At 59.3% G+C, this 12,636-nt stretch carries 13 protein-coding genes; 5 read left to right on the top strand and 8 right to left on the bottom strand.

What is annotated here, in order from left to right:
• Window positions 1-55 precede the first annotated feature (55 nt).
• A complete protein-coding gene (locus C5L13_RS07895) occupies window positions 56-775 on the bottom strand; it encodes a FadR/GntR family transcriptional regulator (protein ID WP_105382737.1) in 720 nt (239 codons plus the stop codon).
• Window positions 776-801: 26 nt separating this feature from the next.
• Window positions 802-2,247 (bottom strand): FAD-binding oxidoreductase, encoded by a 1,446-nt coding sequence (locus C5L13_RS07900; RefSeq protein WP_105382738.1) that lies wholly within the window; start codon window positions 2,245-2,247, stop codon window positions 802-804.
• 176 nt (window positions 2,248-2,423) lie between these two features.
• On the opposite strand from C5L13_RS07900, the gene denD reads away from it, so the two are divergent.
• Window positions 2,424-3,407: a D-erythronate dehydrogenase gene (gene denD, locus C5L13_RS07905; protein ID WP_105382739.1), complete on the top strand. Its 984-nt coding sequence runs from the start codon at window positions 2,424-2,426 to the stop codon at window positions 3,405-3,407.
• On the top strand, window positions 3,407-4,312 hold the full coding sequence (locus tag C5L13_RS07910) for an NAD(P)-dependent oxidoreductase (RefSeq protein ID WP_105383115.1): 906 nt from the start codon (window positions 3,407-3,409) through the stop codon (window positions 4,310-4,312). The genes denD and C5L13_RS07910 overlap by 1 nt, the downstream gene beginning before the upstream one ends.
• 65 nt (window positions 4,313-4,377) lie before the next feature.
• Here C5L13_RS07910 and C5L13_RS07915 read toward each other — a convergent pair whose 3' ends face one another.
• The 6 genes from C5L13_RS07915 to C5L13_RS07940 all read right to left on the bottom strand — a co-directional run bounded on the left by C5L13_RS07915 (window position 4,378) and on the right by C5L13_RS07940 (window position 10,260).
• The gene (locus C5L13_RS07915) at window positions 4,378-5,214 is read right to left on the bottom strand and encodes a GNAT family N-acetyltransferase (protein ID WP_105382740.1); all 837 of its coding nucleotides are present in this window, start codon (window positions 5,212-5,214) and stop codon (window positions 4,378-4,380) included.
• Window positions 5,211-5,957, bottom strand: a complete 747-nt coding sequence (locus C5L13_RS07920) for an aspartate/glutamate racemase family protein (RefSeq protein ID WP_105382741.1) — start codon at window positions 5,955-5,957, stop codon at window positions 5,211-5,213. The genes C5L13_RS07915 and C5L13_RS07920 overlap by 4 nt, the downstream gene beginning before the upstream one ends.
• Before the next feature lie 5 nt (window positions 5,958-5,962).
• Window positions 5,963-6,781, bottom strand: a complete 819-nt coding sequence (locus C5L13_RS07925; protein WP_105382742.1) for an ABC transporter permease — start codon at window positions 6,779-6,781, stop codon at window positions 5,963-5,965.
• Window position 6,782: 1 nt separating this feature from the next.
• Window positions 6,783-7,694 carry an ABC transporter permease gene (locus C5L13_RS07930; protein ID WP_105382743.1) on the bottom strand — a complete coding sequence of 304 codons (912 nt, stop codon included), beginning with the start codon at window positions 7,692-7,694 and terminating at the stop codon, window positions 6,783-6,785.
• A 150-nt stretch (window positions 7,695-7,844) separates the two neighbouring features.
• Window positions 7,845-9,131: an ABC transporter substrate-binding protein gene (locus tag C5L13_RS07935; protein ID WP_105382744.1), complete on the bottom strand. Its 1,287-nt coding sequence runs from the start codon at window positions 9,129-9,131 to the stop codon at window positions 7,845-7,847.
• Window positions 9,132-9,168: 37 nt separating this feature from the next.
• On the bottom strand, window positions 9,169-10,260 hold the full coding sequence (locus C5L13_RS07940; RefSeq protein WP_105382745.1) for an ABC transporter ATP-binding protein: 1,092 nt from the start codon (window positions 10,258-10,260) through the stop codon (window positions 9,169-9,171).
• Between the two features lie 237 nt (window positions 10,261-10,497).
• On the opposite strand from C5L13_RS07940, the gene C5L13_RS07945 reads away from it, so the two are divergent.
• From C5L13_RS07945 to C5L13_RS07955, 3 genes are all read left to right on the top strand, one after another.
• Window positions 10,498-11,211 (top strand): GntR family transcriptional regulator, encoded by a 714-nt coding sequence (locus tag C5L13_RS07945; protein WP_105382746.1) that lies wholly within the window; start codon window positions 10,498-10,500, stop codon window positions 11,209-11,211.
• Between the two features lie 146 nt (window positions 11,212-11,357).
• Window positions 11,358-12,113: a Crp/Fnr family transcriptional regulator gene (locus C5L13_RS07950; protein WP_105382747.1), complete on the top strand. Its 756-nt coding sequence runs from the start codon at window positions 11,358-11,360 to the stop codon at window positions 12,111-12,113.
• A 202-nt stretch (window positions 12,114-12,315) separates the two neighbouring features.
• The gene (locus tag C5L13_RS07955) at window positions 12,316-12,567 is read left to right on the top strand and encodes a glycine zipper domain-containing protein (protein WP_105382748.1); all 252 of its coding nucleotides are present in this window, start codon (window positions 12,316-12,318) and stop codon (window positions 12,565-12,567) included.
• Window positions 12,568-12,636 lie beyond the last annotated feature (69 nt).

Genomic DNA, 12,636 nt, shown 5'->3' on the forward strand with positions numbered 1-12,636 from the left:
AGGCCGCGCGAAGCGTGGAAAAATCTGGATCGATCTAAAGACCCGATACCGCTACCTAAAGCATTTCCAGTTTCAGGCCAAGTCGGGAAGCCGCACCATTGAGATGGTGGCGCATTGCCTCTTTTGCTTTTGCCGGGTCGCGGGTCGCGATCGCATCCCTGATAGCGACGTGCTCGGCAATCGTCACCTCGACGATTTCCTCCAAAACGGCTGAAGCGCGCGCCGCGTTGATGGCAAGATGCGTCCGTTCGGCGATAAAGGTGATGAATTGAAGGAAATATTCGTTGCGTGTAGCGGCCGCGACGAGGCGGTGAAATGCGAGATCAGCCACGATACCCTCGTCCGTCCATTTTTCCGCACCATTCATCTGCGCCAGAGCATTGTCGAGCTTGGCGAGATCGGGTGAGGTATGATGAACAGCTGCAAGTCCAGCGGCCTCGACTTCCAGAGCCAGCCGCAGTTGAAAAAGACTGCGAAAGCTTTCGCGATCTGCCAGATCACCCTGCTCGATCCGCAGTGACTGGCGACGGTCGATCTCGGTTGCAAATGCACCGACGCCTTGCCTCGTCTCGACCAATCCCTCATTGCGGAGCTGTGCGATGGCTTCGCGTATTACCGAACGACTGACGCCGAAGGTTTTCGCCAGCAAATGCTCGGTCGGCAACTTATGTCCGGGCGCTATGCGACCTTCGCTGATCTCACGCCCGATCTGGGCGGCGATACGGGACGGCAAATGCTCATTGCGCCTGATTTGACTGAAGTCTGCCACTGCCACGATTCGCCCTCTTGCCGAACTGTCGTCTATGACTCGGCTTGGAAATTCAACTGTGATCCGGGATTCATCAAGAGATCGGGATCCACGGCGCGCTTGATCGCGGTTAGAAGCCTTCTGTGGGTCTCCGGGAGTCGCGTGTCGAAATCGCTTCTTTTGAGGCGGCCGATTCCGTGTTCTGCACTGATACTGCCGTGGTAGCGATCGACGACGTCGTTAAGTACGGTCTTTGCTCGGTAGATTTGCGTTGCTCGCTCGTCGGGCGAAAGGCCTGCAGGCGGCAGGACGTTCAGATGAACATTGCCGTCGCCGACATGACCGTAGGAAACGCAGAGGCAATCCGGCAATTCCTGCTCGATCGATTTTTCTGCCTCAGCGACGAAGGAGGCGAGTTGGGAGAGCGAAACCGAGATGTCGCTGCGCATATGAGTGCCCCGTTTAGCCTGTCCTTCGTTCATGCCCTCACGGATCAACCAGAGATTTCGGGCCTGGCTCTGTGATGCTGCGATCGTACCGTCCAGCACCAGCCCGTCCGACATGACGCCCTCCAGGAAGCGCTGCATCAAATCATCGATATCGACAAGGCCCGAGCCGGAGATTTCCATCAAGACATAGGCCGGATATTCATCGCTGATCGGAATAGGCAGATCGGGCATCGCTTCCCGGGCCAGGGTGAAGGCCAGCGGTGGCATGAATTCGAACGCCGACATCAGATCGCAGCACTCGCGCCTGGCGCGCCGATATAACCCGATTGCGTCTTCGAGCGAGGCGAGGCCGAGCAGGGCGGTAGCCACCTGATCCGGATAAGGCGTCAGCTTGATCGATACGGCTGTGATGATCCCAAGGGTTCCTTCCGCGCCGATGAAAAGCTGCTTGAGATCGATGCCGCGATTGTCTTTGCGCAGCGTGGAAAGCCCATCAAAAATGGTGCCGTCGGGCAGAACGACTTCGAGCCCGAGAACGAGTTCGCGTGTCATCCCATATCGTAAGACATTGATCCCACCGGCATTGGTAGAGACATTGCCACCGATTCGGCAGCTTCCCTGGGCGCCGAGCGCCAGCGGGAAGAACATACCCTTCTCGGAGATGGCCTCCTTCACGTCCCAGAGGATGCAGCCCGCTTCAACCGTTGCGGAAAAGTCCTCCGCATCGATCTTGCGGATACGGTTCATGCGTTCGAGGGTGAGAACGACCTGATGGTCGGGAGTATCGGGTAGGGCTCCCAAAACGAGCCCGGTATTCCCGCCCTGCGGCACGACCGCGAGCCCAAGCTGACGGCAGACCTTGACGGCAGTGGCGACATCCTCGGTAGAACGAGGCCGCAAGACCGCCACCGCCCCGCTCGTCACGTCCCCGTGCCAGTCACGGCAGTAGCGTGTCATCGCATCCACGTCAGTCAGGACAAGATCGTCCCCCAACATGGATCGCAATGCCAGGCGGTGCTCTCCGACCAGGTCAGTTTCCGCCACGGTCATAGTGTCCTCCTTCGGTTGCGCGTCCCCGATATTCACCTCAACCGGTAGATAATTAGAAGGGCGCGCAACTCTCTTGTTTTCAAACAAAGCATATAAGGTTATCAGACAACCGTACAAGATATTTTTGGAACCCTCGGCTGCTCTAATGCGGACGAGGTGGTGATGGGAGGTTTTCGTTGCATATCCTGATTATCGGTGCGGCCGGAATGGTAGGCCGCAAACTGACAGCGCGCCTGGTTGCCGAAGGCGGCATTAACGACCAGCCCGTCGAGAAACTGACATTGGTCGATGTGGTGAAGCCCGAAACGCCCCAGGGATTTGCCGGCGTTGTGGTGACGCGTGAGGCTGATTTGTCGACGCATGGCGAGGCTGAGCAACTCGTCCAATCACGGCCGGATGTGATCTTCCATCTCGCGGCGATCGTCTCTGCAGAGGCCGAGCTCGATTTCGATAAGGGGTATCGCGTCAACCTCGATGGCACGCGCTATCTTTTCGATGCGATCCGAATGGCACACGATCAGGACGGTTATCGGCCGCGTGTCGTCTTCACCTCATCGATCGCCGTCGTCGGCGCGCCCTTGCCTTATCCCATTCCTGATGACTTCCATCTGACGCCGCTTACCAGTTACGGCACGCAGAAGGCCATTTCGGAACTGCTCCTGTCCGATTACACGCGCCGCGGATTTTTCGATGGCATCGGCATCCGCCTTCCAACCGTATGCATTCGGCCGGGAAAACCCAACAAGGCCGCGTCCGGTTTCTTCTCCAATATCCTGCGCGAGCCGCTGATCGGTCAGGAAGCCATTCTGCCGGTTTCCGAAGATGTCCGCCATTGGCACACTTCGCCGCGTTCGGCGGTCGGATACTTGCTTCATGCAGCGAACCTCGATCTTGAGACGGTGGGTCCGCGTCGCAATCTCTCGATGCCGGGTGTCAGCGCCACTGTTGGCGAGCAGATCGAGGCATTGCGCCGGGTTGCCGGAGACAGGGCTGTGCGGCTCATCCGCCGGGTGCCCGACGAGATGATCATGAAAATGGTCTCGGGCTGGGCACCGGGTTTTGAGGCGAAGCGAGCCAAGGAACTCGGCTTCAAGGCGGAGAAGAATTTTGACGAGGTCATCCGGGTCCATATCGAAGACGAGCTCGGAGGCACCCTATGATGGAGGCTATCGAAAAGCCTGCTGGCGGCAAAAAGATTGCCTTTCTGGGCACTGGGTTGATGGGCGCGCCGATGGCCCGTCGGCTTGCCCGCGCGGGATATCCTCTAATCGTATGGAACCGTGATCCGATCAAGGCAAAGGCTCTGGAATCGGATGGTGCACGGGTCGCAGCCTCGCCGGCAGAGGCCGTAGACGGGGCGGACATTGTGTTCACGATGCTGACTGACGGAAACTCTGTCGGTGAGGTTCTGTTCGGCTCGGGATGCGCGCAGGCGATGCGCAAGGGTGCGGTCGTCGTCGATACGAGTTCGATTGCGCCGCCTGCCGCAAAAGACCATGCCGCACGGCTTGCGGCCCTCGGCATTGATCATCTCGATGCGCCCGTTTCGGGCGGGGTCGTGGGAGCCGAGGCCGGGACGTTGGCAATCATGGCCGGCGGCAAGGCGGAGGTCGTGTCGGCTTTGAGTGACGTCTTCGCGGCGCTCGGTCGCGTCACCCATGTCGGACCGAGTGGAGCCGGCCAGATCTGCAAGCTCGCCAACCAGCAGATCGTGGCGGTGACCATTGGTGCGGTGGCCGAAGCCATGATCCTGGTGGAGGCGGGCGGTGCTTCCCGCGAGGCTTTCCGTGACGCCATTCGCGGGGGCTTTGCCGAAAGCAGGATCCTCGAACTGCATGGCGGGCGGATGGTGCGCCGCGATTTCGAGCCGGGGGGATCATCCCGCAACCAATTGAAGGACCTCAACGCCGTCATGGCTATGGCTCAATCTTTGTCGTTGCAGCTGCCACTGACGGAAAAGGTTCGTGACGAATTTACGCAATTCGTTGCCGAAGGCGGCGCCGAACGGGACCACAGCGCGCTTCTACTTCATCTCGAAAAACTCAATCGCGGGGATAAGACTTGATACACCGGTGTCGGTGACGTCGCCTCTGTTGAACTCGACAATCGGTTCGCCGCTTGGGTCACCATTCAGCCGAGCTCAAGCGTCGTGATCCCAAAGACACCGGCCATCCGGATTTCCGGGACGGGGCCGTGGTACATGCGGGTGGTGGTAAAACCGCGTGTGAAGCCATGGCTTGCGAGCCTTGCGGAAAAACCGGTTTGTGACGCCGGGACATCGATATGCATAGTTTGCGCACCGGTTTCGATGGCGCAGGCCATCAGCAGCGAAGTTGCGTCGTCCGCAGTCTCGGCAAACAGCGGCCCGATTTTATAACCGTCATGGCATTGCCGGCAGACTGCATAACCTCGAAGGCCGCTCTCGCCGAGGACAGTTTTGGCAAAGCGCGGCGGCTGCAGCCATTCGGTCAGGAACACACTTCTTTCAGAGGGAAAGAAGTGGCGGTCATAGTGGCAGAGGACTGGCTGCAGTTCGGCGGTGATGGAAACCACGTCTTTGGATAGCCCACCCTCAATGCTGCCGCTCCAGCGGAATGTCTCATAGACCGCTTCGAAGCCCATCCGGCGATAGTTGGTCTGCTGTTCTGGCACACCATCAAGACCAATGGTGCGGCCTTGCAGATGCGCCATCCCGGCATCCCAGACCCGACGCCCATAGCCTTTGCCGCGGAAGTTTGCCCGGGCAATATAGAGGCCGATAAAGCCGAAATCCTTGCCGTATCGAACCGCAGAGATCCCGGCTGCCATCTTGCCGTCGACAAAACAGCCGATGAGGCCGCTCGGATCCGCGGCATGGAAAGCCGCGGCATCTGCGAGACCTGGATTCCAGCCCTCCGCGTGCGCCCAGTCGATGAGCGTCTCGGCCTCTGGAAGCGTCAGCGGACGGATGACTGGATCGGTGGTCATGAGGCGGCGAGTTTGCCCGGAGCGAAGGCTTCGAGCAAGCCTATGTAGGGTTTGGCAACCGGCGAAGCATAAGCGCCGCGCTTGGCGGTGGAAAGGCCGAGCGATACCAGGGCTTCTGCCTGTTTGACGGCCGCTGCGACACCGTCAATCACCGGGACGGCAAACTCCGCTCCAAGCTTCGCCGCGAGGTCGGCCATTCCGGCGCAGCCGAGCACGATGGCTTCGGCCTTGTCGTCGCGCAGGGCCGTGGCGATCTCGCTGCGCAGTCGGTCTCGGGCATTCGAATTGGGGTCTTCCAGCGAGAGGACGGGGATGTCGGCTGCTCGCACCTTGCAGCGGCCGGCCATGCCGTAGCGGTGAACCAGATGCTCGAGCGGCAGACGGGAGCGATCCATTGTGGTGACGATCGTAAAGCGCTGGGCGATGAACGCGGTGGTGGCAAGAGCTGCTTCGCATATGCCGATCACCGGTATGTTTGCAAGCGCGCGTGCGGCGTCGAGGCCCGTGTCGTCGAAGCAAGCGATGATCGCCGCTCGGGCTCCCGACGCTTCGCCCTTCGCTATCTCCACCAGTAGGCCAGGTACGGCGAAGGCCTCGTCGTAGTAGCCTTCGATCGAAACAGGCCCCATCGACGAGGTGACGGCGTCGATCCGGGTGCCCGGATGGGCCGCGCGCATTGCCGAGTCGGCAATCGTCGCCGTCATGCTGACCGTGGTGTTGGGGTTTACAACGAGAATATGCATGGATTTCAGGACCGCTGGCGACGCCGGTTGAGGTGGACGATCAGGCCGAGAGTGCCGGCGATGACGAGGAAGGAGAAGATCGTGGTAACCGTGCCGAGCGCATAAAGCACGGGAGTGGTGACATTCGTGGTCATGCCATAGATTTCGAGCGGCAGCGTGTTGAACGTGCCCGCCGTCATCAGCGTGCGGGCAAATTCGTCATAGGAAAGGGTGAAGCCGAACAGGCCGACGCCGATGAGGCTCGGCGCGATCATCGGCAGCACCACGTGGCGGAAGGTTTGCCAGGACGTGGCGCCGAGGTCGCGCGCGGCCTCCTCGTAGGCGGGGGAAAAGCGGTTGAAGACGGCCAACATGATCAGCACGCCGAAGGGCAATGTCCAGGTCAGGTGGGCGCCGAAGGCCGAGGAGAACCAGGAGGGCTGCAGGCCGATCTGTTGGAAAAGCACCCCGATGCCGAGCGAGATGATGATGGAAGGAACGACGAGGCTTGCCACCGCGAGATAGAAAAGGGCGGTCGCGCCGACGAAACGACGTCGGAAAGCGAGGCCGGCCAGCAGCGACACGACGACGGTGACGATCATCACCATGAGCCCCAACAGCAGCGAGCGCCGGAAAGCGCCCCCGAAATCCCCGACTGCCTGCGTCTCGAAAAGGTTTGCGAACCAATGCACCGATACGCCGTTGAGCGGGAAGGTGAGCCCGCCGTTCGGCCCCTGGAAAGACAGGATCAGGATCGCCGAGAGCGGCCCGTACAGGAACAGGACGAAGACTGCGAAGAAGATTGCGAGCATGTAAAATTCGCGGCCGCGCTTGTCGCCGTGCATCTTAGAGTTCCTTGCGAATGTCGACGATGCGGACAATTGCCGCGACCATCAGAAGGACGAAGACGAGCAGCACGACGGCATTCGCCGCCGCCGCGGGGTATTGGAGCAGCGACATCTGGTTTTTCATCATAAGGGCGACGGAAGCGCTCTGGCCTCCCGACATGACCTGTACGGTCGAAAAATCTGCCATCACTAGCGTCACAACGAAAATCGTCCCGATCGCCATGCCGGGTTTGGCGAGCGGGAGGATGACATTGGTGAGTGTCTGCCAGCTTGACGCTCCGGCGTCGCGGGCGGCTTCTACGAGCGATTTGTCGATGCGCATCAGCGTATTGAAGATCGGAGTCACCATGAAAAGCGTGTAGAGATGCACCATCGCGAGCACGACAGCGAAATCGGAATAGAGGAGCCATTCGATGGGCTCCGACACAATCCCCGCGCTGATCAGGGTGGAGTTGACGAGGCCGTTGCGGCCGAGCACGGGAATCCAAGAGATCATGCGGATGATATTCGAGGTCAGGAAGGGCACGGTGCAGACGAGGAAGAGCACCATCTGCATGGCGGCGGTTCGAATATGGAAGGCGAGAAAATAGGCCACCCAAAAGCCGATGAAGAGGGTAATGGCCCATACGAAAAAGGCGAATTTCAGCGTGTTGAGATAGGTCTTCCACGTCACCCAGGAACCGAGGGTTTCGGCGTAATTGAAGGTGACAAAATCGGGATACATCTGGGCGAAGTCGTAGTCCCAGAAACTGACCATGCCGATCATCAGGATCGGCACGGCCAGAAAGCTGCCGAGGATCAACGTCAGAGGTGCCGCCTGCAGATAGGAGATCAGTGCCGGCGGCAAGCGGAAGCTCTTCGCGCGCGCGCCTTCTATCTTTTCCGTTTCCGAGGACGTCATCGTCGCCATTGTCATTTCCCTTTTCGAGGGCTCAGCGGTGCTGCGATCTAAACCCTCCCCTTGTGGGGAGGGTGGCCGGCAGGTGGAAGGGGTTTTGCTTCGAGTGAAGACCCCTCCAAAACCCTCCCCACAAGGGGAGGGAGCCGGTTGGCGAGTGGATCAAGCCGCGATGAATTCGTTCCAGCGGCGGACCATGTAGCGGTCCTCGTCCATGACGGAATTCCAGCATGCAACCTTGCCCATGCGCTCCTCGAACGAGCCGCCGTCGCGTACGGCACCGGCCTTTTCCATGACCTTGCCATCCGGAGCGACGATATCGCCCTTGGCCGCCTTGCCTTCGACCCAATAACCCCACTCGTCGGCAGACATGTGCTGCTTGGCGGTTTCCATCGCCGCCGAGTAATAGCCCTGGCGGTTGAGATAGGCGCCGACCCAGCCGGACGTGTACCAGTTGATATATTCATAGGCGGCGTCGAGCTTGGCGCCGGAAAGATGCGCGGCAAGGCCGAGACCGCCGCCCCATGAGCGGTAACCTTCCTTGAGCGGCTGATATTTGCAGGCGATGCCCTTGGAGCGGACGGCGGCAACGGCCGGCGACCACATGGACTGAATGACCACTTCGCCGGAGGCCATCAGGTTGACGCTTTCGTCGAACGACTTCCAGAAGGCGCGGAACTGGCCCGCCTGCTTGGCTTTGATCAGGAAGTCGATCGTCTTGTCGATCTCCGCCTTCGTCATGTTGCCCTTGTCGGCATATTTGATGTTGCCCATGGCTTCCATGATCATCGCGGCGTCCATGATGCCGATCGACGGGATGTTGAGGATCGAGGTCTTGCCCTTGAACTTCGGGTCCATGATATCCGCCCAAGTTGAAATCTCACGGCCGACGAGATCCGGGCGAATGCCGAGCGTATCGGCGTTGTAGATGGTCGGCATCATGGTGAACCACTGGGTTTCACCCTTGGCGAAGGTCTTGGTGCCGGGTTTTTCAACGAAGCCGACGGTATGCGGCGCGGTGCCCTGGGCGATAACGCTGTCCGGTTTCAGCTTGCCGGTTTTGAACAGCGGCACGACCTTGTCATAATATTTGAGCTTCTTGACATCCATCGGCTGGATGACGCCTGCCGGATAGACCTTCTTCAGGATCCAGTATTCGATATCGGCGATGTCGTATGAATTGGGTTGTGTGACGGCGCGCTGAGCGGCAGCGTCGGAGTCGGTGGCCGTCATCTCGAGCGTAATCCCGAGGTCGGCCTTGCACTTCTCGGCGATCGCATTGAGGTTGGAAACGCCAGTGCCGAATTGGCGCAACGTGATCGTGTTCTGCGCCCAGATGGTCGGGAAGCCGGTGATGGCGCCGGAGCCGGCCGCAAGACCGGCTGCGGCGGATGCCGTCTTCAAGAGCGTGCGGCGCGAAATGCCTTTGTTGGTTTTCTTCTCAGTCATTGCCTTTGTTCTCCTCTGGTTGAGTTTTTGTTGGCATTCAGTGTTTGAGTTTGCCGAGCATGATCGCGTCGGTGCGGTCCCAGGCGAGCGGGATCGCCGCGCCGACCTTCACCGGATTGGCGAAGAAGGCCGTGTCGCTCAGAATGGCGGTGAAATCCTCTATGCCGGCGCCGCTGACGGAGAGCTTCACGGAGGAGCCGCGATATTCGATATTGGTGACGGAGCCGGTGAAGCCGAGCCCCTTTTCGGATGGTTCGCCGATGCGGACATGGTCGGTGCGCACGGCGATATCGGCAGTGTCTGTAAGGCCCGCGGTCTCTGCGCCGACCGCCAGGAAATCGCCACCGGCGGGGACAGACAGCATTAGTCCATCGCCCTCGCTTTTGATCACCCGGCCGGAGATGACATTATGATCGCCCATGAAGCGGGCGACGAAGGCTGTCGCCGGGCGCTCGAAGACGTCGCGCGGCGGCGCGGCCTGCTCGATGCGTCCGTCATTCATCACGACGATGAGATCGGCGAGCGCCATCGCCTCCTCCTGGCTGTGCGTCACATGGACAAAGGTGATGCCGAGCGAAGTCTGCAGTTTCTTGAGTTCGGCGCGCATGCGGATTTTCAGGAAGGGGTCGAGTGCCGAAAGAGGTTCGTCGAGCAGCAATGCTTCCGGATCGGTGATCAAGGCGCGGGCAAGCGCCACACGCTGCTGCTGGCCGCCCGAAAGCTGGGCTGGCCGACGCGTCGCATAGGCTTCGAGCTGCATCAGCCGCAGCATATCCATAGCCTTGGCGCGCCGTTGGTCCTTGCCCAGGCCTTTCATTTTCAGGCTGAAGGCAACATTGTCGACGAGATCGAGATGCGGAAAGAGCGCGTAGGACTGAAACATCATTGCCGTGCCCCGCTTGGCCGGCGGTAGATCGGTGACCACGCTGTTTCCGAGACGAATGTCACCGGACGAGATGCTTTCATGTCCCGCGATCATACGAAGCGTTGATGTCTTGCCGCAGCCGGAGGGACCAAGGAGACAACAGTAGGTTCCTGCCGGAATCTTCAGGCTGATCGATTCGACGGCAGTCGTCGTGCCATAGATCTTCGAGACAGATACGATGTCGATTTCGGCAGCTTTACTCATCCGGCGCTCCTTTGCGTCGGACAGTGCGATGCATCCGCCGTGCCAAATGGCTAAATCACTATAATTATTCGATTAAGTTCCCAGGGACGGGAGGATTAAAAAGAAGTTGCGTAAAAATAAGGCGATTGTTTCCGATCCTTGGCCAAATCGTATGCAATCTGATCTGTACTTTGAGAACAACGATGCTGGCAATTCATGTCCGGTCGCGCTACAAGGCTGAGGCAGTGGATTAATGTCATGAATATCAGCGAAAACATCACTTTTCCGGAAGCTTCTCAAGAGGACCGTTCGCTGGCGATCCGCGAGGCCTTGCGCAACGCCATTGTCGACCGACGTCTTGCGCCTGGGACCAAGCTGTCGGAGAGCGAAGTGGGAGCGCTGTTTTCCGTCAGCCGCACGGTCGCCCGGGCGGCATTGCAGATGCTTGCTTTTGAAGGACTGGTCAGGATCGAGCGTAACCGAGGCGCCTTCGTGTCCAATCCTTCTCCGGACGAGGCGCGACAGATCTTTGCCTCACGTCGGTTGATTGAGCCGGGAATCATCGCAGCAGCGGTCGAACGCATCACCGCTGCCGACATCGAACAGTTCCGCCGCCAGCTTGAAGAGGAGCAGCGGCATATCAACGAACGAGGACCTTCGGCCCGACGGGCGGAGATCAAGGCGTCGGGGGACTTCCACCTGATGCTCGCTTCGGTGGCAGGTAATGTCATCCTTCAGAAATTCATGGACGAACTGGTCGGCCGCTCGTCGCTGGTGATCGCCCTTTACGGTCGTTCCGGCATATCAAGCTGCGGACACAACGAGCATCTGGCTATTCTCGATGCGTTGGAAAAAGGCGATGCAGCCCAGGCGTCGCAGTTGATGCTGCACCACATCGATCACATCGAAGCCGATCTTGACCTGCAGCTCAAGCAGGGCTTCGCGCTGAAGGACGCCCTCGCACTGACCTGATTTTATTGGCTTTATGGTCTCGGGCAACGGCGAGGTCGCAGCTGTTACAAACCGTTACACGATCGCACCAATTTTCACGGTGTTAGCATCCAGGTGTTACTTGAGAAGGGCCATTTCCTCCGTGGAAAAGAACGGAGATGACGCCAATGTTTCTCAGCAGCTATGCGATTAACCATCAAGTTGCCAAAGCCACACCGTTTGCGGCGGCGGAAAACCTGCACGAGCTTTTCTCGAGTCAGCCAAGGGAGCATCTGGAGGCGAGCCAGGCGGTTTTTTTCGAGGGAGACGATGCAAAGCATATCTTTGAGGTCGTCGAAGGCACTTTGAGACTTTTCCGTATCCTTTCCGACGGCCGGCGGGTTATCACCGGTTTCCTCTACGCCGGCGATATCGTCGGTGTTTCGCTCAGGAATAAGTATCTCTACGGCGCCGAAGCGATCGGCCCAGCATCCGTGCGGCGGATCTCTCGCAAGGCTTTTGAAGAGGCCGTTGCGGATTCCGACGCGTTGCGCCCCGAGGTTTTTTCACGCATCTGCGACGAGATGGCGGCGGTGCAGGATCAACTGGTGCTGCTGTCCAGCAAGACGGCCGAAGAGCGGCTCTGTACTTTCCTGCTCAAACATCTGCAGCGTTCATTGGCAGGGGGTAGCCCTGACGCGGTCATCGAGTTGCCGATGACGCGCCAGGACATGGCAGACCATCTCGGTCTTACGATCGAGACAGTCTCTCGGACGATCACAAAGCTTATCGGCAAGGGGGTGCTGAAAGTTGCGAATCCAGTTGCGCGCCACTTCATCAGGATCGAAAAGCCGGCAAAGCTGGTTCAACTTTCCGGTGACGGCCGGACGAACCCGCTGGCGCTTCGCGTCCTCCCCTGCCACCGGGGCCGTTTGCCTCACTGATCATGGGTTCCGCCATGAGTGGTGAGGAGGGCAAAGTAGCGCCTTTTTTAAATACGGTAGCGCACGTCCTAACGGCCCCATGAGACAGGTGGCGGCCGCCGCGTCAGGCGTAACGAGAAGAGTTTTTCATGCCAACTCATCCGACACCGATGCAACCTGTTGCCTTCAGAACAGTTAACGGTGGAACATTATGGAGGATGAGATGAAAAAAGCATTGATCATTGGTTTCGTAGGTATGGCTCTGGCTTCATGCACGGCCACCGAACGAGGCGCTGGTGTTGGCGCGGCAACTGGCGCGGTCATTGGCGGCGTAGCAACCGGCAACGTGCGCGGGGCGGCAGTTGGTGCGGCGGTAGGCGGAGTATCCGGAGCGTTGATCGGCAGTGTGGCTGAACAACCTGGACGCTGCTACTATCGCGACCGTTACGGGAACCGCTATATCGACCGCTGCTAAGCAGCCTTCATGTCTTAAGGGTTTGCCGGGCGCCGAAACGTCAGCGTTGCGGCGCCATGGCGACTCTTG

Origin of the sequence: Neorhizobium alkalisoli (genome assembly GCF_002968635.1) — a bacterium.
Lineage (GTDB): Bacteria > Pseudomonadota > Alphaproteobacteria > Rhizobiales > Rhizobiaceae > Neorhizobium > Neorhizobium alkalisoli.

Coding starts and splice junctions, on each gene's coding strand:
- C5L13_RS07900 (WP_105382738.1), bottom strand. CDS start 2,247: ATGACCGTGGCGGAAACTGACCTGGTCGGAGAGCACCGCCTGGCATTG.
- C5L13_RS07910 (WP_105383115.1), top strand. CDS start 3,407: ATGGAGGCTATCGAAAAGCCTGCTGGCGGCAAAAAGATTGCCTTTCTG.
- C5L13_RS07915 (WP_105382740.1), bottom strand. CDS start 5,214: ATGACCACCGATCCAGTCATCCGTCCGCTGACGCTTCCAGAGGCCGAG.
- C5L13_RS07920 (WP_105382741.1), bottom strand. CDS start 5,957: ATGCATATTCTCGTTGTAAACCCCAACACCACGGTCAGCATGACGGCG.
- C5L13_RS07925 (WP_105382742.1), bottom strand. CDS start 6,781: ATGCACGGCGACAAGCGCGGCCGCGAATTTTACATGCTCGCAATCTTC.
- C5L13_RS07930 (WP_105382743.1), bottom strand. CDS start 7,694: ATGGCGACGATGACGTCCTCGGAAACGGAAAAGATAGAAGGCGCGCGC.
- C5L13_RS07935 (WP_105382744.1), bottom strand. CDS start 9,131: ATGACTGAGAAGAAAACCAACAAAGGCATTTCGCGCCGCACGCTCTTG.
- C5L13_RS07940 (WP_105382745.1), bottom strand. CDS start 10,260: ATGAGTAAAGCTGCCGAAATCGACATCGTATCTGTCTCGAAGATCTAT.
- C5L13_RS07945 (WP_105382746.1), top strand. CDS start 10,498: ATGAATATCAGCGAAAACATCACTTTTCCGGAAGCTTCTCAAGAGGAC.
- C5L13_RS07950 (WP_105382747.1), top strand. CDS start 11,358: ATGTTTCTCAGCAGCTATGCGATTAACCATCAAGTTGCCAAAGCCACA.
- C5L13_RS07955 (WP_105382748.1), top strand. CDS start 12,316: ATGAAAAAAGCATTGATCATTGGTTTCGTAGGTATGGCTCTGGCTTCA.